Below are 24,505 nucleotides of genomic sequence, written 5' to 3'. Positions count from 1 at the left end.
ATTTAAAAGGATCTTGGAGGAAAAGCCTATGACAATAAAAGAGCTTTTTAAAAGCAATATTCCACGTTCAATTTTGATTATTGTTTTGTACGTGCTATATGCTTTTTCTTGTAGTTTTTCGCATTACTTTCTTAAATATGTTCTAAACGGAATTACTGCTGGAAAATTAAATACGTTTATTTATTGGCAAGTTATTCAGGCGGTCTTAGAAATTATTGCCGCTTTGCTTTTGCCAATTGCAACCGTAGTTTTTACCAGACAAACGCAAGATTATCTGCATATGATTAGGCAAGATATTATGCATCATTACTACGGTAGTGGGGATGCAAAATTGACTGATATGCAGAATGAACTAACTGGGAATCTTAAGTTGCTTACGACAAATTATGCAGCTACTTGGGTCACTGTGCTGAGCGGTATACTAAACATCACCATTGCGATTGTATTGCTGATAAGCATGAATTGGATCTTGATTGTAACTACAGCTATCTTAGCTGTAATTACTTTGTCCTTGCCTAAGATAATGGAGAAAAGAACCTCTATGGCGATGGATAAAGTAAACCAAGAACAAAGCAAATTGCTGAATGCTATCGAGCATTGGCTAGGTGGCCTGCAAGAATTGCGTCGTTATACTGCTTATGGCAGATTGGCCAGACAGATGCAGAAGCTAGTGGTGATTATGTTAAGGCAAATAAGCAAAATTATAAATATCAAGCAATTTCTGAGATTATCAATGGTTTGGGTAACGCTTTATCTCAAATAGGGATGTCCGTTGTAGCTGGTGTACTGTTCTTGATGCATATTATTTCATTTGGTGATTTCGCCGTTGCCAGCAGCTTTGCTTTTACTATCTTTTCAGCTATCTGGGATATTACAAATGCACTGACTAAAGTTAAATCAACTAAGAAATTACGTGAACAAACCGCTGAGTTACGTAAAAAGATGGCAAATACCGATTTAAACAAAACGGACGCATATAGTGTTACTGTATCTGGATTAAAGGCTAAGTATAAAGAGGGAGAAGACATCTCCTATCCTGATTTCACAATCAAGAAGGGGCAAAAAGTTCTGTTAGTTGGTGATTCAGGTACTGGTAAATCTACTTTATTCAAGATTTTATTAGGCAAGCTTAAGCCTGAAGCTGGTCAAGTTGCTTTCTTTGATAAGAACGGACAAGCCCTTTCTTTAGACAAAGCAAAAGTAGGTTATTTACCTCAAGATCCAATTGTCTTTCCCGCAAGTATTAAAGATAATATCGTGATGTTTAATGATAAGTTGACTAATAAATTAAACGAAATTACACAGGCTGTTCAATTACAACCCGACTTAGCTAAAATGCCAGCAGGTATTGATACTGAGGTAGATTTAAAGAAGGAAAATCTATCAGGCGGTCAAAGACAGAAAGTGGTTTTAGCTAGAAGTGAAATTTATGAGCAGCCTTTTGTTTTAATGGATGAGGTAACTAGTGCCATTGATCAAACTGCTACGGAAAGGATTATCGACCAACTACTTCAAACGGATCAAACAATCTTGTTAATTGCACATAACTTCACTCCAGAACTCCAGGCAAAATTCGATCAAATAATTCAATTAAAGAGTAAGAAAGAAGGGACAGAAAAATGAATTTAAAACAGTTTGTTAAAATACATCCCTTTAGATTTGCTTTATTTGTCTTGGGATCAATAGTAGTACCTGCTATAGCTATTTTCAGTACTTACTTAACTCAAACTTTAACGAATGTAATCTTGGCAAGAAATTGGCATGAGTTTATCTTAATAGCCATAGTATGTTTTATCATCATGCTTATTTTGTATTTCTTATTGCCAATAGTGCAGAATCTTGATAATTATTTACAACAGGATTTGAACCAACAAGTCAGAGCCAAGATAGTTAAGCATTATTATGATGATCAAAAACAACACACTGTTGCAGACATGCAGAATAGATTGACTAATGATTTAACGCTAATCAATGAAAATTACTTTAATAACTTATTCAGCGTAATTTATGGTACTGTCTTGATTATCAGTGTAGTAATCTATTTAATTCTGTTAAGTTGGCAGTTATTAATCGTGATCTGCGTAATGGTAGCTGTCTCACTGCTTTTGCCCAAATTAACAGAGAAGTCACTACAAAAGGCAAATCAGATGATTTCTGATAGTAATCAAATTTATTTGGATACATTGAATGATTGGCTATCAGGACTAGAACAAATTAGACAATTTATGGCAGGAGCTAAGTTGTTTTCAGTTACTGCCAATGCTTCAAAGAAATTAGAAAATGCTAACGTGAAGCAAATAGGCTATATCAAATTGCTTGAAGCTGTTAATGGAATTGTTTCAGCTTTGTTTGGATTAATCCTGTTCATTTTGGCTGGTGTCTTAGTTAAGCAAGGTAGTATTACTATTGGTGCTTTGTTGATTGTAGGGAATTTCCGTTTTTATCTTAATCAAGGTATTAACATGGTTACATCTGGACGTGGTGCAATGAAAGGTACAACCAAGTTGATTGATGAGGTTGACCAATCAGCAAGTAAGGTTGAAGTATCAAAAGAAAAGCAAGGTGTTGTACCAGCTTCAATTGAAACTCATGATCTTAAGTTGCAGTTCCCAAATGGAGAAAAATTAGCTTTTCCAGACTTGAGAATTAATCAAGGTGAAAAAATCCTATTGACTGGTGATTCAGGTGCCGGTAAATCTACTTTGTTTAAATTGATCTTAGGAGAACTAAAACCAAGTGAGGGTAATGTAGTATACAAGGATCAAAATGGTAAGGAAATTATTCCTGACTTAAGTAAGATTGGTTATATTCCTCAGAATCCAGTAGTCTTCCCGGCAACAATTGAAGACAACATTACTATGTTTAATGATAAGCTTGATAGCAAAGTTAAGCAGGTTGTTAAAGAAGTTAACTTTGATGCGGATATTGCTAAATTTAAAGATGGTTTGAACGAAGAACTCGATTTGGATAAACTGAATATCTCGGGTGGTCAAAGACAAAAAATCGTTTTAGCTAGAGCTAAGGTACATGATAGTGACATTATTTTGATTGATGAAGGTACTAGTGCAATTGATCAAAATGCGACAATGGATATCTTGCAGCGTCTAGTTAAGAGCAAAGCAACTATTGTATTTATTGCACACAACTTTAATGAAGGGATGCGCAAGATGTTCGATCGCGAGATTCATTTGGTAAAGGGATAAATTAATAATAGGAGGAGCATATGGAAAGCTACGGTCTCTTGTTACCTGTTTGGGTACAAGCAATTGCTATTGCTCTTTTGATATTTGTTCTAGGTAAGTATGGTCATGCAATTTCTTTAAAATGGGCAGGAATTGCATGGGGCGTGATTTGTCTGGCATATATATTGATAGTTGTATTTAAAGTGGAGTATTTTTATAACATTGCTTCAACTATAGTTGGTGCAGTATCCGCGATGTTTTTTTATAAAATCATATCTGCAAGATCTAAAATGCCTAAAGCAGCTAATATTGCTGTTTTATTTGCATTAGCTATGATATGGCTCATCTTATTTATATTTACTGTAGGCTTAATCTTTAATATGTAAAATGAACGAAATCTCCTTTTGTTGAAAGACATAAGGAGATTTTTAATTGCTATAATATATTTAGTACAGAAAGAGTGAACAAAATGAGTGATAAAGAGCAGCTGCAGATAGATGATCAAAAACAAATGATTCAAGGAATTAGGATATTTAGTCCAAGCTTATATAAGAGAGTACGTTTTGTAGTGCAGAATAATCATCTAGAGGGCTGGAATCCTACAGAGAAAGAAATTAATGACTTGGTACATAGTAAGCCAGATCTAAGTGAGGATTACTACGAGATTTTTGGAGTGAATAAATGAGTGACTGGATTCAAGAGACTTTGTATGATAATGGCACTTTGATTAATAAGTTTGGAATTAGGGATGCACAAGAGCTTGCTCAAAAAGAGTTTGAAATTACTGCGCAAAGAGAACTTTATTTATTAAATCAAAATATTGTGATTAAAGATGTTAGTGCATTTACCAAGATAAATAAGTTTTTATTCATGCCATTATACGATTGGGCAGGTAAATATCGAACTGGTAATTTTTATAAAGGAAATACGGCTTTTCTCGATTGCAATCGTTTCGATTATGCCGAAGAGGACATCAACCATGTGCTGGCTCTACAAAAAGAAAAGGATGAATTAGCTGCTGAAGATTATGCTCAGTTGATGGATTTATTAAATTATATGCATCCTTTTAGAGAAGGAAATGGTCGCAGTACACGCTTGTTTTTGCAGTGCTATGCGGCAAATCATAATCAATGCATAGTTTATCCTTTAAATAATGATGACCTGATACAGGCGCTAACAGGTGCCAATGTGCATGAAATAGCTCGATTAATTAAGGTTGAGAAAATATAAAATCAAAAAAGTGAAAGATCAAGGCTCGTTAACGGCAAACCTTGATCTTTTTTGTCTACTTTCCTGCTCCCTAGTCGTAGAGGAGGGGAGATTTGGTGAAATATAGTATTAAATCAGCATAACATATACAATAAAACTGGTCTTTTACAAAAAATACTATAAGATTTTATTGATTTGTAAAGAAATAACGCATTTTGAGTAAATCAATGCGTAATTAAAAGTAAATATATGATATTTGGGTGTTAAATTTATGAATGTGTGAGAGTGATAATCTCAGAATACGACTTTACTGGCACTGATTATCGAATAATTGAATAGAAAATTAATCAATCAGATAAAACATCTAGTTATAATAAGTGATGAATGTTTCATTGATGGGGGAAGAATGCCATATTGCTAGATACAAAAGCTATTCAAAAAGCCAAAAGGAAAAGATGTTTCGAAGTTTCTACTTAAACTGCATTGAATCTGATAATTAAACTTAATAAATAAAATTAACCAAATATCAATTTATAGAATTTGTTTAAAATGCAGCTAAATCAGTGATTTTCGAAAGAGGTTCATCTAGCTAGCATTAAAATTATTATTTTATATAAAGCAAGAATAAAAATATATAAAATCTTAAGTTAAGTCAATATGACTGAGTAAATCAATAGTGATTTAGTAAGGAGACTTGAAATATTTAGCAAATTAACGGTAAAACTCCTATTGATCATTAATTTTGACTAATTCTAGCTATCAATTAGTAATTGCTCCAATAATTCTGTATTTATGGCAGCCATAACAGCTATATATCACATATATGTCGTTTAAATTAGTTCATTCAATAGATATTACTAAAACCGATAGATTTGCTACAAATAAAAAAATCTACTAATAAATAATTTGCTAATTATGTTTATTCACAAACCATGGCTAGTGTTGTTTTATTTATTCAGCAAATTGATCAATACATAAATTATGTTTCCGATTAATAGAGCTATCCGGACAAATTTGAATATATATAATCTCTGGTGGCAATTCTATAAAAATATGAATTCAAAATGAGCTGCCTTAGTTGATTAATTATTGATCAAAATAAATGAACTTAACCGTAGAATTGCGATTTCAGCATCTGATTTTTGAGTAAAGAGAATGAATGCTAAATAGAAAGCAAACGGCAACTAACAAGAAAAGGAATTACTGAAGTAGCTGAAGTAAATTAAAAAATAGAAATTGATCGGTTAATTTACAAAGATAATTTTTCAAATAAACTAAACGAGATAAAAAAGTTTAAGTTTAATTAGTAAAATATAGATTCTAAAACTTAAGGGCTGTTTTTAGAGACACTTCGGCTATTTGATATTTTTTGATATATAACTTTACATAATATCAATTATACGCAGATATATCTTGGAGCATTTTACTGTACTCTCTGCCATCCTTCTCGTAAATTTGATATAAAAAATCATCTGCAAAAATTACAGATGATCCATAAAACTTATTCATTTTTGAAATTAAATTTATTGTTTGTCTTCAAAGCTAACAGATATACAAAATTAATTGCTGCTAAAAATACAACTGCAAACCAAATAGTTTTTAATACCCAAATCTTTTGCAGTAATGCTGAAACGATTGCTCCAACTGCAAATGAAATTGTTAACATCATATAATTAACGGCTGCTGTATGCTGACTCTTATCTGCGCCAAAGAAAAATGCACTCCACGCAACTACAGATTTCTTCAAATTACCTGTTGTAAATACATTATTGTATCCCATGCCCTCAATTTTGCTGAAAGATGCATTTTGAACAGCTAATCCAAAAGCAATTGCTGGAACTATATAGTAATTTGGTACGCTTTTAGGTAAAAATCCAACGACGGCACAAATTACTAATATTGGGAACAAACAAAATACTCTCCAATATTGACTCTTAACGTATTTATGAAAAAGTCCTACAAGAAGTAATCCTAGTGAAAAAGCTATAAATGTACTTGCACGATTGATCATTCCTGGAATATTATGGTCAGCCAATGCTGAACTGAAAAATATTACGTTCCCTGTTTGTCCAGCAGATAATGTGTGTCCCCTTTGGATATATGTATAAGCATCAATAAAGCCACCGCAGAATGTTAAAGCACAAGCTAATTGCCTTGATTCTGAAGGCTTAGCACTGTTAAAAATATCTCGTAGATTTTTTCGTAAACTCATTAGTATCTTCAATCCTCCAAAATATAGTCATATTTTATTATAGGCTTTATTAATTACTGTAGTTACATTTGATTGATCGATTTTTATTCTTATTATTTTTTAATTTCTCTTGAAAATTTACAAGGCTAAATATTTAATACAAGGTGTTATTTGCGGTAGAATAGCCTAAAAGGTTGAGGTTACGAGCTTTATTCACTAAATAAATAAGCAAATATTGATATTTAATATAATACAAGTTAATAATATTAAAATAGTTTATTCATTTTCACCCTAATATTTTATAAGCTATACACATAAGAATATAAGTAGTTTGAAAGGATCGAATGCTTTGTGAATATTAATTTAGGAGAAGAAATTTCTCGCAGAAGACGTGAACAAAAACTTACGCAGGAAGATCTAGCTGAACTTAGTGATCTTTCAGTAAATTTTATTTCACGTTTAGAAAGGACTAAGGATCAAAACATTAGTATTCAAAAGCTTGATTCAATTGCAAGAGCTTTGAATACTACTACACCTGATATCATTAATAATGCTTATCGAGTTAAAAAGATAAAACCAGAAGGTCCAGTTAATAATACGCCTGTTTTCATTCAAAAAGTAAATAATGAATTAAGAAAATTACCAGCTGTCAAAGCAGAACGTGTGTGTAAATCTATAATTGTCCTTTTAAAGGAAATGAATTGAAATAAAATAAGAGTTATTACCTATTTTAGCAATAACTCTTATTTTTTTAGTCTTCAAAAATTGAACCATCAATATCAATTGTATTGATTACAACATCTTCTAATGGTTTGTCCATTTTATCTTTCTTGACCTTGGCAATTTCATCTACTACATCCATGCCATCTATAACTTGACCAAAGACTGTGTGACGACCATCTAACCATGGTGTACCACCCTGCTTATATGCATGAATAATTTCTTTAGGATATCCAGCTGGTTCCATTTGTTTAATGTAGCGCTTAGGCATGTTCTTATTTTGAACAATGAAGAATTGACTTCCGTTAGTGTTTGGACCAGAGTTGGCCATTGATAAAGCACCACGTAAATTAAACAACCCTCTAGAAAATTCATCTTCAAAAAGATGGTTCCAGATACTCGTTCCACCAGTACCATTGCCTTTAGGGTCTCCACCTTGAATCATAAAATCGCTGATAACTCGATGGAAAATTGTTTTATCATAGTAGCCTTTTTGAGCTAATCTAACAAAATTTTCCACAGTCATTGGTGCTTGTTCTGGGAACAATTGAATCTTGATGTCACCATGATTAGTTTTGATAGTAGCTTTTGGTCCCTCTACCTTATCTAAGTTTAATTGTGGGTAATCCATATTCATTCTCTTTCCTAATAATATAATTTAACGTATGTGTCTACGTTTGAGTTTAACATTTAGTTTTACCAAACGTTCTCTATTATAACGTTGTACGATTATGAAGCAAAGTTCTCTAACATCATTGCAATAATAGATGTGATTACAAATATGTATAAATCACCGAAATACAGTGAAAATGCAATTGGCATTAAGCTCAATATGAACACCAATTCATGAATGAGTTCTACCTGGCACATATTGTTTATAATGCTGTCCAGATCATGAATTTTTAAATCGAATAGGCTTGAATCATAAGTTGGCAGAAACTTTTTCCAATCTTTAACTTGTAACACTTTATAAAGCTTATTCTCTAATTCAGTTTGGCGAAACCATTTGTTGCTTGAATCGACGTGTAATAAAGTTGGACCTATTACATTTCCAATAATCAAACGCATGAAAAAATGATACCAAACGGTAAGAAAAGTCGCAAATAAAGCTGTCGATAACTTATTCCTACTTGAATTAAATAGAATCAAACTTAGCAGGATTAAAATAGTACTAATTGCAACTAGTGATTAAAAAGATTTTTCATATAATGATAAAAAATAAGAGGCAGTTATATCAACTGTCTCTTATTTGTCCACTTTAAATTAAGCGTTGAAAGCATCAGTAAGTGGTGGAACAACTTGCTTCTTACGTGATACAACACCTGGCAATTTAACTTCTGAATCTTCAAGTTTCTTATCAAATGCTTTTTCAAATAAGGCCTTAGTCTCGTCACTACCTACAACTAAAGCTTCTGAGTCAGAATCAAGAATGTTAGTGACCAAAAGCATAAACATATCATAGTTGTTGTCCTTTGATGAAGCTTCCATAGCTTTCAAGAAAGCATCTTTACGCTTCAAAGCATCTGATAAATCAACAACGTTGATTTGTGCTACACGTACATTGTGACCGTTTAATTCAAAACTCTTAGCATCTAAATCGATTAATTCTTCTTCTGACTTATCATCGATATTAGTACCAGCCTTAAGCATTGCTAAACCGTATTCCTTGTAGTCAACACCAGCAATCTTAGCTAAAGCTTCTACAGCTTCCTTATCTTCATCAGTAGTAGTTGGTGATTTAAGAAGCAAAGTATCTGAAATGATAGCTGAAAGCATCAAGCCAGCAAGTTTTTCAGGAATTTCAACATTGTTTTCGTTAAACATCTTCCATACGATAGTTGATGTACAACCCTTAGGTTCTGCACGGTAGTACAAAGGATCTGCAGTATTAAAGTTCATAATTCTGTGGTGATCTACTACGTGAGTAACCTTAACTTTGTCGATGTCTGAAACACTTTGTTGTGGTTCGTTGTGATCAACTAACATAACTGCCTTAACTTCTGGTGCAGCTTCTTTAATTACGCGTGGAGCTTTGAAACCGAACTTCTTAAGAGCATAAGCAGTTTCATCGTTAGGTTCACCTAAAGCAACAGCTTCGGTGTTGTAACCTAATCTGTTTTGCAAGTATGAAAATGCAATAGCAGTACCGATAGCATCAGTATCTGGATTTTGGTGTCCGAAAACTAATTCTTTTTCCATTAAATTAATTGCCTCTTTTTCTAACTTATTTTTGATTTACTTCTCTTAATAGTCTACTAGAATCTAGCCGTTTATCCAAGAAGTTTTCAAATTCTTTTAGCATATTTTCCATTCTTGGAATTTCTAACTTACCTTTACGGTAAACATAAGAAATATGGAAGTCATGCTCTCCTTCTAAGTAGATAGGAGTCAAATTAATTTCATCTTTGTGGGCATCATAATAGGATTGAGTAACATATGTATCGTAATCTGTCATTTCAGCCATTTGAACTATTTCATCAGTAGAAGCGATCTTCATGGAAATGTCAGGCTTGTTCTTTTTACCAAACAGTTCATACATTAAGTGTGTCAGGTAGAAGTCATCTGGGTATGCAACCCATTTTCTATCAAGAAAACGTGATACTGGATAAGTTTCACCTGCTTCTACAATTGTCTTGTGTGTTAAAACAACCAAGCGATCGGAAGAAATATCATTATGATTGTATTGATGACGTAAGTTGATTTCTTCCTTCTTAGTATTATCTGGCAAGTACATAATTGCTAGATCAATTAAGTTAGTGTCGAGTCTACGCCAAAGCTCCTTTCTATCGTAATAGTCAACTGAAAAAGTAACTTCTGGATATTTTCTGTGGAAGAAGCGTAGAAATTCGTAAAAGACATCAGCTTGCAGAGTATCCAAAACTCCAATAGAAATATTGCCCTTATCAGCTTGGGCATATTCTTGAATGTCACTAACAACACCATTGATAGTGCTCAATAATTCAACTGCGGCAGATTCCATTTCCTTGCCTGCTTCAGTTAAGTACAATTTCTTACCCATTTGTCCAAACAAAGGAGCACCAATAGCATGCTCTAGTTTTTTAACTTGTTGAGTTAAAGCAGGTTGAGTAATTCCAAGAATTTGAGCAGCTTGAGTGTAATTCATGGTGTCAATTAGTTGTAAAAAGTAACGTAAGGATTTGGCCGAAAGTATAGTATCTGTTTTAGGCATAATAATTATCTTCTTTCCCAAAATATTATTTCATAATAAGCCGTGTCCCATAACACCTTCATTATCTATCCAAAAATAAATAGTGTCAAAACATACGTCTTAACACTATTTATAAGCCTCTAAGCTAGAACTAATTAATAATTAAAAACTAATTTTGGCTACTAATTGGTCGACCTAATTCAATACTTGTTGGAACTCCATCTGTAGTTGTATCGATAACAAACGAACCGTTTGAGTATCGATCACCTAAAGGATACTCATTGGTTTGAATCTTAACGTGACGATCACTACTTGTAGTAATATGCAATACATGATCTTGAGCATATGGTACTAGTGCAGCAATTCTGTGTGGCTTTGTCTTTAGTTCACGCAATACCAGAACTCCTCGTTTAGCTCTAGATACCTTATTGACTAGCTTTAGTTTGAATTGCTTAAATGCACCACGTTGAGTAATTAATCCAACATGCATTAAATCAATATACTTACTGTCAACTAAAACGTAATTTACGATATAGTCGTCTTTCTTAAGGTTGGCTGACTTAACACCCACGGCCTTAGCACCTGATGTAGGAATTTCACTTATATCATATCTAATTGCATAAGCACGATGAGTAAATAATGTAATTTCTTTTTGATCATCAGGTTTAACTACGTCAACGCCAACTAGTAAACTGTCTTTGCTCTTTAATTTAATTGCTGTCATAGCACGAGATTTATAAGTTCTTGTTGGTTGTAAATTAGCAAGTTCTAATTGCTTGATATAGCCATCATTTGTAGCTAATAAGAAATTGATATTTGCACTTAACTTGTCTAAAACAAATACACAAATAATCTTTTCATCATTATCTAGGCCGATTTCTTGAGATAAGTGTTGACCTGTCTCTTTCCACTTAGCTTCGACCAACTCATGAACTGGACGATAAATTACATTGCCTCGATTGGTGAATAAGTAAAGATTAGACAATGTTGATAATGTATTTTCATAAACTACCTTATCGCCATCAGGCAAACCATTATCTGCATCATCAGTTGATTGATATGATCTGATGGATGAACGTTTAAGATAACCATCACGACTTATTAATACTCGTACTTGTTCATCAGCAACTAATGCCTTTTCGTCAATTTCAACTTTGGCACTTTCCTCAGAAATTTGAGTACGACGAGAATTGCTGAATTCTTTCTTAACTGCTGAAAGTTCCTTGATAATTTCTTTTTCAAGAGTCTTGCGATCAGACAAAAGCTTACGATATTTTTCAGCCAGTTTATTTAACTTATCTTGTTCAGCGATTAATTCATTAATATCAGTATTGGTTAATCTATAAAGTTGTAATGAAACGATAGCTTCGGCTTGTTTTTCGGTGAATTTGTACTTTGCAATCAGATTCTTCTTAGCATCGGCTTTATTCTTAGATGCACGAATAGTTTTAATTACTTGATCCAAGATATCCATTGCATGAATTAAACCTTGGATGATTTCTAAACGGGCTTCAGCTTTATTTAAATCAAATTTGGTACGCTTAGTAACAACATCAATTTCATGTTCTAAGTAAGAAGACAAGATATGCTTTAGACCTACTTGAACAGGTGTCATATGGTCAATAGCGACCATATTGAAGTTATAAGATACTTGTAAGTCAGTATTCTTAAATAAGTAATTTAGGATATTTTGAGCATCGGCATCTTTTTTAAGTTCAATTACAATTGACAAACCATGACGGTCAGTTTCGTCACGAACTTCTGCGATACCATCAATTTCCTTATTCAAACGAATTTCATCGATCTTCTTTACAAGAAGTGACTTATTAACATCAAATGGAATCTCGGTTGCTACAATTTCTTGACGGTGTCCACGGATGTCTTGGATACTTGTTTTAGCACGGACTTGAATACGACCACGGCCAGTCTTATAGGCTTCTTTAATACCCTTAGTGCCCATAACAATGGCGCCTGTAGGAAAGTCTGGTCCCTTAACATACTTCATTAATTCCTCAAGAGAGGCATCAGGATGCTTTAACAAATAGATTGTTGCATCGATAACTTCTCCTAAATTATGAGGCGGAATTTCAGTGGCATATCCTGCAGAAATACCAGTTGAACCGTTAACTAATAAATTAGGGAAACGTGCTGGTAAGACTGTTGGTTCGTATTCAGTGTCATCGAAGTTAAGCACCATATTAACAGTGTCTTTATCGATGTCTTGTAAAAGCATATTCGAAATTTTGCTTAAACGAGATTCAGTATAACGCATTGCGGCTGGTCCATCGCCATCCATTGAACCATTGTTACCGTGCATTTCTACTAGTGGTTCACGCATCTTCCAATCTTGTGACAAGTGAACTAAGGCACCATAAATAGAACTATCACCGTGTGGGTGGAAGTTACCCATGATATTACCAACGGCTTTAGCTGCCTTCTTAAATGGCTTATCGTAGGTATTACCATCTTGATACATTGCATATAAAATACGACGTTGAACTGGCTTTAAACCATCGCGGATATCTGGCAATGCACGCTCTTGAATAATATATTTAGAATATCTTCCGAAACGCTCACCCATAACTTGTTCAAGGGGCATTTCGCGAATTCGTTCTTTTGTGGCCATTAAATTAAAAACCTTCTTTATTCATCTTCAGATTCTAGAATTGAGCCATCTTCGCCCATTCTGAATTTGACATTTTCTTCGATCCATTTTCTTCTTGCAGCAACTTTATCGCCCATTAAAGTAGTTACTCTTCTTTCGGCTAAAGCAGCATCATCGATTTTTACTCTAATCAACATTCTAGATTCAGGATCCATGGTTGTTTGCCAAAGCTGTTCGGCATTCATTTCACCAAGTCCCTTAAATCTTTGCAAGGAGTATCCGCGACCCATTTTCTTTTCGTCTTCTGCTAGTTCTTCGTCAGTCCAAGCATATTGGATCTTACTCTTTTTGCCACGACCTTTTTGCAGACGATAAAGAGGTGGCAAAGCAATATAAACTTTACCCTTCTCGATCATCGGGCGCATGTAGCGGTAGAAGAAAGTCAATAACAAAATTTGAATGTGAGCACCATCATCATCGGCGTCAGTCATGATAATAACTTTGTCATAATTAGAGTCATCTACATTAAATTCTGTTCCGACCCCCGCACCAATGGTATAAATCATTGTGTTAATTTCTTCATTCTTGAAGATATCTTGCAATTTAGCCTTTTGAGTATTCAAGACCTTACCACGAAGAGGAAGAATAGCTTGGAAGCGTCTATCTCTACCTTGTTTTGCTGAACCACCGGCAGAGTCCCCTTCTACTAGGAATAGCTCATTTTTCTTGGGATTACGTGATTGAGCAGGGGTAAGTTTACCGGAAAGAACTTCCTTCTTACGTCTCTTTTTGCCGTTTCTGCTTTCATCTCTAGCTTTTTTAGCGGCTTCACGTGCATCCCTAGCTCGTTGAGCCTTCTTAACCAATTCCTGAGCTAACTCACCATTTTCCATGAGATAGTAAGACATCTTTTCATATACAAGTGAATCAACCGCAGAACGTGCTTGGGGCGTACCTAGCTTACCCTTAGTCTGTCCTTCAAATTCAAGTAATTCTTCTGGAATCTTTACTGACAATACCGCACTTAAGCCTTCACGATAGTCGGATCCATCAATATTCTTATCCTTTTTGCCAAGTAAACCTTGCTTTTTAGCATAATCGTTAAAAGCTCTAGTAAACCCACTACGCGCACCAGATTCATGGGTACCACCGTCCCCAGTACGTACATTGTTAACAAATGAAACTAAATTTTCTGAATAGCCGTCACTATATTGACCAGCAAATTCAATTTCCATGCCATCTTGTTTTCCTTCAAAATAGAAAACGTCACTGATTGTTCCTTTTCCTTCATTAAGGTAGGAAACAAATGACTTAATCCCGTCATCATATTGGAAAACATCATGATGTTCTGGTTCACGTTCATCTGTTAAAACAAATTTAACACCCTTGAGTAAAAATGCAGATTCACGAATTCGTTCTTGAATTGTCTCGTATTTATACTTAGTAGTTGAAAAGATAGTTTGATCAGGTTTGAAAGTAATAGTTGTACCTGTCTTATCTTTTGTTTTACCAACGCATTTAAGTGTACCAACAGGATGACCGCCATTTTTAAATTCTTCTTCATAGGCCTTGCCATCACGAACCACTCTTACTTTCATATAACTTGAAAGAGCATTAGTAACTGATGAACCTACACCGTGAAGCCCACCTGATGTCTTATAGTTCTGTTCGGTAAATTTACCACCTGCATGAAGTACAGTTAAAATAACTTCAATTGTTGGCTTACCAGACTTGTGCATCCCTGTAGGCATGCCACGTCCAAAGTCTTTTACAGTAACACTATTGTCTTTATGGATCGTTACATCAATTTCTTTACCAAAACCAGCCATTGCTTCGTCGACTGAGTTATCGACAATTTCATAAACTAGTTGATTAAGACCGTGTATATCAGTTGAACCAATATACATACCAGGTCTTTTACGGACTGCTTCTAGTCCATGTAAGATTTGAATTGAAGAATCATCATAAGTATTAGCTTTTGCCACTAAAATTCCTCCACTTGTTCATAAATTCAGCAACTACCATATATTTAAAAGATAATCTTTGCTAAAATAGCGATAGATTTAATAGGAGTTGTTAAATATGTTTGCATTAAAATTTGCATCGTTGTTTATTTTAGCATATTTGCTCGGATCGTTTCCGACAGGTGTATTAGTTGGAAAAACCTTTTTCCATAAAGATATTAGAAAATACGGTTCAGGAAATATCGGAACTACAAATACATTTAGAGTTTTAGGTCCTGTAGCAGGTATCATTGTATTTCTAGTCGACTTCTTTAAAGGAACGCTAGCTACATTGATTCCTGTCATTTTTAACTTAGGTCCACATTATCTTTGCCTTATTTTTGGTTTAGCTGCAATCTTAGGTCATGCTTTCCCTGTATTCTTGAAATTCAAGGGAGGCAAGGCCGTTGCAACTTCAGCAGGTTTTCTATTAGGATACAATGTACATTTCTTCTTGATTTGTGCAGCAATATTCTTCCCTGTCTTGTTTATCACAAGTATGGTCTCATTAACCAGCTTAATCTCAGTGGTCCTAATCTTTATCACTTCGTTCTTTTTCCACGACATTGCCTTAAGCATTATCAGTGGATTGCTTGTAGTCTTAATCTACTGGAGCCATAGAAGCAATATTAGCCGAATCGAACACCACCAAGAAAACATGGTACCGTTTGGTTTATATTACTGGTACAAAAAGAAACATGCTAAATAAACTAATAAGCAAAATATAAAACCAGCAAGTGTTTAACTTGTTGGCTTTTTGTTACATAAATTATTATACTCATGCAAACAATAGTTCGCAAGAATAAAAATATAATTTAATAAAGATATAACTATAAACTATCCGTTTATTTCAGTAGTCTAAGCAAATCTTTTCTACTCATAGTGGTATTCGACATGTTTTTATTGCCTAATATTGCTTGAGCTAACTCTGCCTTCTTTTGCTGCAACTTAATAATTCTCTCCTCTATAGTATCTTGCGTGACTATCTTATAAATCTTTACGGAATTCTTTTGTCCGATTCTGTGTGCACGATCAGTTGCCTGATTTTCCGCTGCGATATTCCACCATGGATCATAGTGAATAACCACATCAGCACTAGTTAGATTAATTCCTGTACCACCAGCTTTAAGAGAGATAAGAAAGACGCTTGGCGTTTTTAATGAATTAAATTGCTGAATATCTTCTTGTCTCTTTTCTTTTGGCGTAGCTCCAGTGAGCGTAAAAATAGGTATTTTCAATTTAGCTAGTCTTTCATGCAAGATATCTAGCATAGAAGTAAACTGTGAAAACAATAAAATTTTATGTCCATTTTCTATATTGTTCTTTATTAAATCAACAGTTGAACTTAATTTATTAGATTTACCGTGATAGTTATTATATAGCAAGTGCGGATCGCAGCATATTTCTCTTAATTTGGTAATTTGTGCCAAAATTTGGAAGCGCGACTTTTTAAAATCATTGTCATCTTGCCCATTTAACTGAGCGATAATTTTCTGCATTTGTAATTGATACAAATCTGTTTGTGGTTTGCTCATCTTGACGTAAACTACTTCTTCATCTTTAGCAGGCAGATCTTTCAATACATCTTTTTTAAGACGACGCAATATGAAAGGAGCTACGGTTTCGCTTAATATAGTTTCAAGATCCTTGTCTTCCTTTTTAACAATAGGTACTTCAAATTTCTTTCTAAAATCTACATAGGAACCTAAGAATCCAGGCATTAAGTAATCAAAGATGCTCCACAATTCACTTAGTTTATTTTCAATTGGTGTACCTGTTAGAGCTAGTCTATGTTGAGACTTAATAACCTTAACTGATTGTGCAGTAATCGATTGATGATTCTTAATATTTTGTGCTTCGTCTAAGATTTGCAGGTCAAAGTCTAAATTATGATAAGCTTCTAGGTCATGATTAAGTGACTGATATGAAGTGATAAATACGTCATAATCATGTTGATGCAGAAGCATATTATGACGTTCTTTCTTGGTGCCACCTAGTACGCCAACAGATAATTCAGGAGCAAATTTCTTTATTTCTGCTTGCCAATTGTAAATTACAGATGCAGGAGCGATAACCAGACTAGGTAAATTGCTTTTCTTTTGCTCTTTTCTAGCCCAAAATAGGGTGATGATTTGCAAGGTTTTACCTAGACCCATTTCATCTGCTAGTAAGCCACCAAAATCATAATTAACGATTGTACTTAGCCAATTAAATCCAGCTTTTTGATATGGACGTAGTGTATTTTGCAGACTTTGAGGTATTGCATCCCTCTGTGTTTGATTATTAGATAAATCATTAATCAGTCTGTTAAAGGCATCATTAGTCGAAAAATGCAGAGCATTCATACTTTTTATTTGTTTAGCAAAGTAGAAAGCTCGATATGCAGGTATTTGCAATTTGCCATGAATAAAATCTGTAAACTTGATATTCAAATCATGCATGGTTTGAGCCAGTTGCTCTATTGTGGGCTGCTCTGTTTTTTGCAACATACCATTTTGTAAAACAAAGTAGCGTTTCTTTTCTTGATAAGCCTTTAACGCATTTTGAATATCCTCTAGGCTTAATTTTTGGCTAGTTAAATCTACATTGAGTAATTCATTAGTCAGATTAATACTTACACCAATTTGAGAATTGATCTTGATTCCCCTTAATAATAATCTAAAGTTAGCGGTAATTTGTACTTCACCAAGTTCCTTTAACTTTTTAAGACCATTATCAAAGAAGTCAGCGACTGCATCTGCGTCTTCATTAGGGAGAATGTATTGACCATTATCAAAATCAGTGAAATATGACTTGATCTTATTTTGAATGGATTCTTCAAAATTAGCTTCACGTTTATCATTTGCGGCATAATCACGATTTAATTGATATGCATTATCTCCATATAATGCCATAGCCGTGCATCGTATTTTGCCCGATAGATAATCTAACTTAAAAATAAACCTAGCTTTGGGTGGCAATTTCTTTTTTAATTCTTGTGCTCCCTCAATAGAGATATGATCAGCTTTTTCAAGTGCAGGCAAAACTTTACGTGCAAATTGTAAGACACTTTTTTTACTAAAGCGCAGTTCATCTCCTAGATGAAGTTTTAATTTCTGTAAATAATGTGGTGTTAAGCCAGTATATTTGATCCACACGCCCTTGTAATAACCATAATAATTATCTCTACCAGCGATTATGGTTCCGGCCGGAAAGTCTTCAATTGAAACAATAGCGCCACCTTTATCATCAGTAATATTGATATTTAGATCTAACTGATCGGATGTATACCCTACTAAATGAGTACCTGAATAAAGTTTGGTGCCATTATAAATTAGATCATTTACCTCATCCGCAATTGAATTTTCAATTTCTATTGAGTCAAAATGACTGCTTCCACCATAATAAACACTTAAATTTCGTGCATCGATAATTTTCGCAATGAAATCAAGCCATTTTTTACTATCTTGGGTCATTTGATTGGGGGCAATTGGCTCATTAAAGAATTTCCCTAAGTTTACTGGTGTTTGTTTGTGAATTGCATCAATCAGTCCGTTTAAATCATTAATTTGATACAGATGCTTTTCTTTGCCTAGCTTAAAGGTCAATCGAGGCATTCTGTCGTAATTATCAATTTGCGCCCTTAAAAAAATTGCACTTGTAGTCTGATTATCATTATCTGAATATAGATCTAGTAATTGATTTGCTGCTTGATTAGTTACATCAAAAGGATCATCTTTGATATATTCCTCTAAGAATTTAAGCAAGGCAAAAATTGTAATTGCATCTTCGTCTTTAATATTCGTTCTGTTTTCAAAATCAATGGTTAATAATTGCCAACGCGTAAATTTAATGTATAAATTCTGCCAATTTCCATTCTCATTTTCAAAATTCCAGATATATTCATATGCACGCATTTTATCGTCTACTCGACGAAAATTAATTTCTTGCAAGCTATTTCTTAATTGCAAAGCGCGATCATAAGATTCTTGACTAAAAGTTCGTTGACCAATAAGTTGAAATGGATCTACAGCCGGACTAGCCTGAATGACGGCTTGTTTAACCTTATCGGAAACTAAATTTTTAAAATCAACTTTAGAGCTATTGTCAGTATTTTCATCAGCATTCTTCTGTTTTTCTTCAGCAGCCATTAATACGGCTACCTGATGTTTGCAGCGATGCCCTTTTTTAGCCCAAGGGCAATCGCACTTTAATTCAGATGCTCGGCCATCCGGACGAAGACGACCAGAAACATTATAGTATCGCCCTATTCCACCCTGAACTTGAGCTATAAAATGTTCCTTATCGCTGGCTAATTGAACGCTTTGTACCATTTGGTTTTCAAAATAAATTTCACCGCGATCAAAGATTCGCTGAGGAAATAATTTAGACCATTGTGTCATCTGAACAACTCCTTAATATCTGTTATAACTTTAAATACGATACTACATCTTCAATAGTAAAAGCTAGCGGAAAGAAATTTAATTAAAGTAAAGAATTTTAAAATAAAATGTATATCGAGGTGCTAATTATGTTGGTAAGAAGAATCGTTAAAGCAGCTTTCTTTTGTGGCGTTGGTTTATGAGATGGATATTACAGGAGTATCTTTACTACTATTGCCCAAGGGTCACAATAAAGAGCGTGAAATTAAGCGAATCGATGCTTTGATTAACACAATTAATCAATGTGGCACATCATATATCTTTAATGATGTACAGTCTAATGCTGTTGGTTTTGCAGAGAATAACTATCTTTACCCTGCGACTCGTAAGAGTCTAGAAGAAATATATAGTCGCAGTCAAAAAGAACAAAATCGTGAATATTGTCGTAATATCAAAAACTATTTGAAAGTTTATCCAGAACCCTACCCTGACTTTGATAATTTAGTCAACTTTTTCAACGATAATGAGAGGAATGTAGACACAGACTCAAATATTTTCAATTAAAAAATTGTTCTATAGCACAAATTAATTTGGTACAATACTTTCTTGGAAAGTGATGAATTTCTGTGTTTTTTGGAGAGTGTTAATGCAATCTGCGTTAACAAAAAAAGTTGAGTTGAGAGTAAATTTCAGATATTAGATGTCAAAAAAAGAGATGACTACAGGGGGTCATCTCTTTTTTGTTGTTTTTAAAAGAATAATTTACTCATGATAATCATGAATACTAATAAGCAAGTTGAACTAATTGCAGCTGCACCGAATACTGCGCCACCACGTTTGAAGATAACTTTGAAGTTAACAGAAACGCCTAATGCAGCCATAGCCATACCTAAGAAGATGTAAGCTACTTGTACTAATGCATCTAATAAACTAGCTGAGAATGGTAAGTAAGTACCCAAAACGCTAGTTAAAATGAAGCCACCTAAGAACCAAGGAATTGGTAATTTACCAGTCTTTTGGGTATTTTCAACAGCATTTGTATTTACTTTAGCTGAACGACGTTGGTATAAGTAACCGATAATCAATGCTACAGGTGCTAAAAGAATTACACGCGATAATTTCATGATTAATGCACTGTCTAAACTGATGTTACCAAATGCCCCACCTGAAGCAACTGCATGGGCAATTTCGTGTAAAGAACCACCAGCAACAATACCAAATTGTGAATCAGTTAAGCCTAAGACAGGTTTAAGTCCGATTTCTAATAAAGTGAAAACAGTTCCCATTACGCAGACTACTGCGACAGCTAAAACTTCGTTTTCTCTTTTTCTTTCTTCACTAGCTGCTGTAATTTGTGGTGAAACACCCATTACAGCGGCAGCGCCACAGACACCACATCCACATGCTGATAAAAATGCTAGTTCATCTTCTGCACCGAATTTGCGGCTAAGCCAATAAGTCAATGAAATAGTACCTGCAACTGCAAGTGCAGCAACTAAAATGGTTTTAACACCTGCTGCTGCCAATTTCTCTAAATCAAGTCTGAAGCCGAGCAAAATAATTCCTAATCTTAGGAACTTATTTGAGATAAAACTCATGCCACCTGATGCTTCTTTACGTGTCTTCTCTGGTAGAAACTGCATAAGAATACCTAACAAAAGTGCTAATACCAAGGCTCCAATAATATTGGCATATGGCAGTTTAGCTAAATAAATTCCAGCAATAGAACAAGCTAAGGTCATAGCGGCAGCTAGCCTAAATGATTTAGTTTTGGCAATTTCCAATAATAAAACCTCCCAATGTATAAAAAGTTATTCTACAAAGTACCCGAACTTTGTTTTATGACATTGATCATAATATCACAATATATGCGCTAAAGTGACACAGTGTCTCTATCTTTACCATTCTTAAGAAACACTATAATTAGAATAGCTAAGAAAAATATATAAATTTTCATATGGAAACGAGTAATAATTATGAAAGAAATAACCTTAAATCAACTTTACGATACTATGTACGATCACATGGATCCCACTGGTTGGTGGCCTGGACGCAGTGATTGGGAAGTTATTTGGTCTACTATTTTAATTCAACATACCAATTGGAGAAATATTGATAAAGCACTACACTCTCTGTATCAAGCTACTGACTTTTTGCCTCAAAACATTCTAAATATGACAAATGAAGAACTGAGCAAAGTGATTGCTTCTGCTGGATTTTATACTCGTAAAACACAAACTATCAAGAATGTAGCCACATATTTTAAAGATAACTTTGATTGTAATTTGGAACTAGCACAAGAGCAAAACAAACATAAATTGCGTCAGGAAATTTTGGCTATCCATGGTATTGGACCTGAAACCGCGGATGTTATATTGATGTATGGGTTACGTAAAGGAGAATTTGTCGTTGATACTTATTCTCGTCGTCTTCTTAAGTGTTTAGGTTGGAAAAATGTGCCAGCTTATGAAAAAGCAAAGTCATTAATTGAAGGAAACTTAAATGACTTTACTTTGCGTAATTATCAGAATTTTCATGCAATGATTGATACTTTTAATCAGAAATATAAATTGCCGCAACAGTTTGATGAATCTTTCTTGGCTGGATATGAATTGGTTATTCCTCATTCTTAATTAAATTACTCTTTAACAAATATTCTCTCAATCTCTTTAATCCGGTATCAAATTCAGCTAATGAGTTTGTTGAAGAAAGTGAAGTCTGTTAATTTGTTTTTTGATGCATTTGGAAAGTATCGCTCAAAAATATGATTAACTTTTTGAGCTAATTCTAACTTATAGTTAATGATATCTTTAGCTGTGTGTGTATTAATAGCCTCCGTCACTACTGCAGTATCAAGACTAGAAGTTTTCACCATAGTATTAAAAAAGCCATTTCTAATTTCTGAACTATATTTATCAGGATAAATTAAATATCCCACTCTTAAACCAGATGCAATTACTTTGGACATACTACAAATATAGCAATAGTACCAATTGCATCATTTTTAAAGGATGCGCTGGGTTCTTTCGGCTGAGGAAACTTAGATAGTCATCTTCAATAGCAATTAAGCTTTGTTTTTCAATAATATCTGCTAGTTGTTTACGTCTGGTTGGACTGATTACTTTTCCTGTGGGATTACTATATTCAGGCATTAAGTAGATTCTCTTAATAACATTAACCTGACAAACGTGTAATAAATCTTCAGCTTGCATCCCCTCTTTATCACTCTTAACTGCGACTAGGTGAATTCCGCATAATTGTGCAGTAGTAATTAAATTCCCATAGGTGAATTCGTCCAACTTTAATCCATATTTATCTGGATTATGCCGCAGACAATAAGACATCTTTTTGCTGATAAAAACATTACTACGATGATCTGGTCTATTTTGCATCTTAATCACCTGATTTCACTTATATTTTATAGCAAAAATAAAAATCCTTCTCTCCAACTACCTATAGAGAAAAGGATCATTAAATTAATTATTCTAATTCATCTTCAACTTGAGCCACTCTTTGTCCTCTAGCAAAGTGAACCACCAAGCCAATTACTACGCCAACTAAAGCTGGAACTAACCATGACAATCCCATGCTGGCAAGTGGCAAAGCGTTTCTCCATGAAGCTACTGTTAAACCAAAGTTGCTTTGGCTAACTACGCTTGGGAAAGCAACTACCATGTCGCCTAATGCAGGTACAACAGTGAACAAGATTACGAAGAAGTAAACAACACCGTCTTTTTTAAATAATGGTGAACAAACTGAGAGGATGATCAATACCATTGATAATGGGTACAAGAACATAAGCATTGGAGTTGACCATGAGATGATTTGATCCAAACCAAAGTTAGCAGTGAAGAATGAAGCTAAGCAGCTAAGTGCAAGCCAAGTGTGGTAACTTACCTTTGGAAAATGCTTATGGAAGTCTTGGGCAAATGCAGCAACTAAACCTACAGCTGTAGTCAAGCAAGTAACTGTTAACAAGAAAGCAAGCAATGCTTGACCGAACATACCGCCATAGTAATTAACGATTTGGTTAAATGCGACACCACCGTTGTCAGAAACTTTAAACTTACCAAGTGACATTACACCCATCAAGATGAGTAACAAGTAGATTAAACCGATGGCAGCTACGGCGACTACACCTGATTTGGCAACAACTTTTGATACGCTTTTTTCGTCCTTTTGTCCCATTCCGCGTACGGCTGTGACTACGGTTACCCCAAAGGCTAAACCAGCTAAGGCATCCATAGTGTTGTAGCCTTCAAGGAATCCATTAACCAAAGCTGAGTGCTTGTACGCGGCAGTAACAGCTGCAGTTTGAGGATTACCTAATGGGTTTAAAAATGCAACGACGAATACTAAGAAAAGCAGGCTCAAGAATAATGGGTTCAAAACTTTACCAACGTTAGATAAGATGTTGTTTTCATGATATGAAAAAGCAAATGCGGCTACAAAGAACAAAGCAGAGAAGATTAGTAAAGCTGGAGTCTGCATATTCTTTGGAATGAATGGTGCTACACCTACTGTAAATGAAACAGTTGCAGTTCTTGGAGTTCCAAACAAAGGACCGATTGTTGCGTGAATCAATACCATAAAGACTACGGCAAATCCGGCACCAAGCGGTTTACCAATATCATAAACACCTTCTGAACGAGTGATTGCAACGGCTAATACAGAAAGCAGTGGCAATAATACACCAGTGATTAGAAAACCAACAGCAGCTGTTCCCCAGTTAGAACCAGCCAATTGGCCCAAATGAAGTGGGAAAATTAGGTTTCCTGCTCCAAAGAATAATCCGAATAATAGTGAAGCAACGACCAAATATTGCTTCCAGGTCAACTTTTGAGACTCGAGATCTTTCATGTCTTCTCCTCCTAAAAAAATACATCTGATCACAAAAAAAGTCCCTCAGCCAAACTATCTTTGACTGAGGGACGCTCTAGCGTGGTACCACCCTTTATTCATATTGCTATTTCTAACAATACCTTTCACGTGCGGCCATAAAAATATGGCGATACGTTGACACTATAATGGGCGCTCCCACTGCTTCTTACTATTGATTAAGAAA

The 24,505-nt window shown here is 34.5% G+C and carries 20 protein-coding genes, 1 pseudogene and 1 other annotated feature (1 of these 22 cut by a window edge); of the genes and pseudogenes, 9 read left to right on the top strand and 12 right to left on the bottom strand.

Annotation, left to right across the window (positions count from 1 at the left end):
* Window positions 1-28 precede the first annotated feature (28 nt).
* The 5 genes and pseudogenes from JCM1039_RS10510 (at window position 29) to JCM1039_RS03045 (ending at window position 4,412) form a co-directional block, all read left to right on the top strand.
* Window positions 29-1,623 (top strand): annotated as a pseudogene (locus JCM1039_RS10510) (ATP-binding cassette domain-containing protein).
* Window positions 1,620-3,203, top strand: a complete 1,584-nt coding sequence (locus JCM1039_RS03060; protein WP_025014605.1) for an ATP-binding cassette domain-containing protein — start codon at window positions 1,620-1,622, stop codon at window positions 3,201-3,203. The pseudogene JCM1039_RS10510 and the gene JCM1039_RS03060 overlap by 4 nt, the downstream one beginning before the upstream one ends.
* Window positions 3,204-3,223: 20 nt before the next feature.
* Entirely contained in the window at window positions 3,224-3,568 is a 345-nt protein-coding gene (locus JCM1039_RS03055) for a hypothetical protein (RefSeq protein ID WP_025014604.1), read from the top strand.
* Between the two features lie 83 nt (window positions 3,569-3,651).
* Complete coding sequence (locus JCM1039_RS03050) at window positions 3,652-3,867, top strand: hypothetical protein (RefSeq protein WP_025014603.1); 216 nt, start codon at window positions 3,652-3,654, stop codon at window positions 3,865-3,867.
* The gene (locus JCM1039_RS03045) at window positions 3,864-4,412 is read left to right on the top strand and encodes a Fic/DOC family protein (protein WP_025014602.1); all 549 of its coding nucleotides are present in this window, start codon (window positions 3,864-3,866) and stop codon (window positions 4,410-4,412) included. Before JCM1039_RS03050 ends, JCM1039_RS03045 begins: the two co-directional genes overlap by 4 nt.
* 1,480 nt (window positions 4,413-5,892) lie before the next feature.
* Here the strand turns inward: JCM1039_RS03045 and JCM1039_RS03035 are convergent.
* The gene (locus JCM1039_RS03035) at window positions 5,893-6,603 is read right to left on the bottom strand and encodes a YoaK family protein (protein ID WP_025014601.1); all 711 of its coding nucleotides are present in this window, start codon (window positions 6,601-6,603) and stop codon (window positions 5,893-5,895) included.
* Window positions 6,604-6,933: 330 nt separating this feature from the next.
* Between JCM1039_RS03035 and JCM1039_RS03030 the strand changes: the two genes are divergently transcribed.
* Window positions 6,934-7,287, top strand: coding sequence for a helix-turn-helix domain-containing protein (locus JCM1039_RS03030; RefSeq protein WP_025014600.1), 354 nt, complete (start codon window positions 6,934-6,936; stop codon window positions 7,285-7,287).
* Between the two features lie 46 nt (window positions 7,288-7,333).
* On the opposite strand, the gene JCM1039_RS03025 is transcribed toward JCM1039_RS03030, so the two are convergent.
* The 6 genes from JCM1039_RS03025 to parE all read right to left on the bottom strand — a co-directional run bounded on the left by JCM1039_RS03025 (window position 7,334) and on the right by parE (window position 15,061).
* Window positions 7,334-7,933: a peptidylprolyl isomerase gene (locus JCM1039_RS03025; protein WP_025014599.1), complete on the bottom strand. Its 600-nt coding sequence runs from the start codon at window positions 7,931-7,933 to the stop codon at window positions 7,334-7,336.
* A gap of 98 nt (window positions 7,934-8,031) precedes the next feature.
* Window positions 8,032-8,370, bottom strand: coding sequence for a glycosyl-4,4'-diaponeurosporenoate acyltransferase CrtO family protein (locus JCM1039_RS12550; protein WP_236692618.1), 339 nt, complete (start codon window positions 8,368-8,370; stop codon window positions 8,032-8,034).
* Between the two features lie 195 nt (window positions 8,371-8,565).
* The gene (locus JCM1039_RS03015) at window positions 8,566-9,501 is read right to left on the bottom strand and encodes a manganese-dependent inorganic pyrophosphatase (RefSeq protein WP_025014598.1); all 936 of its coding nucleotides are present in this window, start codon (window positions 9,499-9,501) and stop codon (window positions 8,566-8,568) included.
* Window positions 9,502-9,526: 25 nt separating this feature from the next.
* The gene (locus JCM1039_RS03010) at window positions 9,527-10,492 is read right to left on the bottom strand and encodes a LysR family transcriptional regulator (protein WP_025014597.1); all 966 of its coding nucleotides are present in this window, start codon (window positions 10,490-10,492) and stop codon (window positions 9,527-9,529) included.
* A 148-nt stretch (window positions 10,493-10,640) separates the two neighbouring features.
* Window positions 10,641-13,097 carry a DNA topoisomerase IV subunit A gene (gene parC / locus JCM1039_RS03005; protein WP_025014596.1) on the bottom strand — a complete coding sequence of 819 codons (2,457 nt, stop codon included), beginning with the start codon at window positions 13,095-13,097 and terminating at the stop codon, window positions 10,641-10,643.
* 17 nt (window positions 13,098-13,114) lie between these two features.
* Entirely contained in the window at window positions 13,115-15,061 is a 1,947-nt protein-coding gene (gene parE, locus JCM1039_RS03000) for a DNA topoisomerase IV subunit B (RefSeq protein ID WP_025014595.1), read from the bottom strand.
* A gap of 97 nt (window positions 15,062-15,158) precedes the next feature.
* On the opposite strand from parE, the gene plsY reads away from it, so the two are divergent.
* A complete protein-coding gene (gene plsY / locus JCM1039_RS02995; protein WP_025014594.1) occupies window positions 15,159-15,788 on the top strand; it encodes a glycerol-3-phosphate 1-O-acyltransferase PlsY in 630 nt (209 codons plus the stop codon).
* 136 nt (window positions 15,789-15,924) lie between these two features.
* On the opposite strand, the gene JCM1039_RS02990 is transcribed toward plsY, so the two are convergent.
* The gene (locus tag JCM1039_RS02990; RefSeq protein ID WP_025014593.1) at window positions 15,925-19,461 is read right to left on the bottom strand and encodes an SNF2-related protein; all 3,537 of its coding nucleotides are present in this window, start codon (window positions 19,459-19,461) and stop codon (window positions 15,925-15,927) included.
* A gap of 213 nt (window positions 19,462-19,674) precedes the next feature.
* Here JCM1039_RS02990 and JCM1039_RS12545 point away from each other — a divergent pair, with 213 nt between their 5' ends.
* Window positions 19,675-20,004, top strand: coding sequence for a hypothetical protein (locus JCM1039_RS12545; protein ID WP_244438034.1), 330 nt, complete (start codon window positions 19,675-19,677; stop codon window positions 20,002-20,004).
* 185 nt (window positions 20,005-20,189) lie between these two features.
* Here the strand turns inward: JCM1039_RS12545 and JCM1039_RS02975 are convergent, their stop codons facing one another.
* Window positions 20,190-21,182, bottom strand: a complete 993-nt coding sequence (locus JCM1039_RS02975) for a putative sulfate exporter family transporter (RefSeq protein ID WP_155831103.1) — start codon at window positions 21,180-21,182, stop codon at window positions 20,190-20,192.
* A gap of 234 nt (window positions 21,183-21,416) precedes the next feature.
* On the opposite strand from JCM1039_RS02975, the gene JCM1039_RS02970 reads away from it, so the two are divergent.
* Window positions 21,417-22,073 (top strand): endonuclease III domain-containing protein, encoded by a 657-nt coding sequence (locus JCM1039_RS02970; RefSeq protein WP_025014591.1) that lies wholly within the window; start codon window positions 21,417-21,419, stop codon window positions 22,071-22,073.
* 53 nt (window positions 22,074-22,126) lie between these two features.
* Here JCM1039_RS02970 and JCM1039_RS11665 read toward each other — a convergent pair whose 3' ends face one another.
* The 3 genes from JCM1039_RS11665 to brnQ form a co-directional block, all read right to left on the bottom strand.
* A complete protein-coding gene (locus tag JCM1039_RS11665; RefSeq protein WP_025014590.1) occupies window positions 22,127-22,408 on the bottom strand; it encodes a hypothetical protein in 282 nt (93 codons plus the stop codon).
* Window position 22,409: 1 nt separating this feature from the next.
* Window positions 22,410-22,832 (bottom strand): aminotransferase class I/II-fold pyridoxal phosphate-dependent enzyme, encoded by a 423-nt coding sequence (locus JCM1039_RS12430; protein ID WP_025014589.1) that lies wholly within the window; start codon window positions 22,830-22,832, stop codon window positions 22,410-22,412.
* Between the two features lie 88 nt (window positions 22,833-22,920).
* Window positions 22,921-24,300: a branched-chain amino acid transport system II carrier protein gene (gene brnQ, locus JCM1039_RS02955; RefSeq protein WP_025014588.1), complete on the bottom strand. Its 1,380-nt coding sequence runs from the start codon at window positions 24,298-24,300 to the stop codon at window positions 22,921-22,923.
* 64 nt (window positions 24,301-24,364) lie between these two features.
* Window positions 24,365-24,505, bottom strand: a binding site (T-box leader); it runs 106 nt beyond the window's last position.

The sequence above is a fragment of the Lactobacillus kitasatonis DSM 16761 = JCM 1039 genome, from assembly GCF_000615285.1.
Classification (GTDB): domain Bacteria; phylum Bacillota; class Bacilli; order Lactobacillales; family Lactobacillaceae; genus Lactobacillus; species Lactobacillus kitasatonis.
Note: the sequence above shows the minus strand (reverse complement) of the source record. Positions and strands in the feature narration are given on the sequence as shown.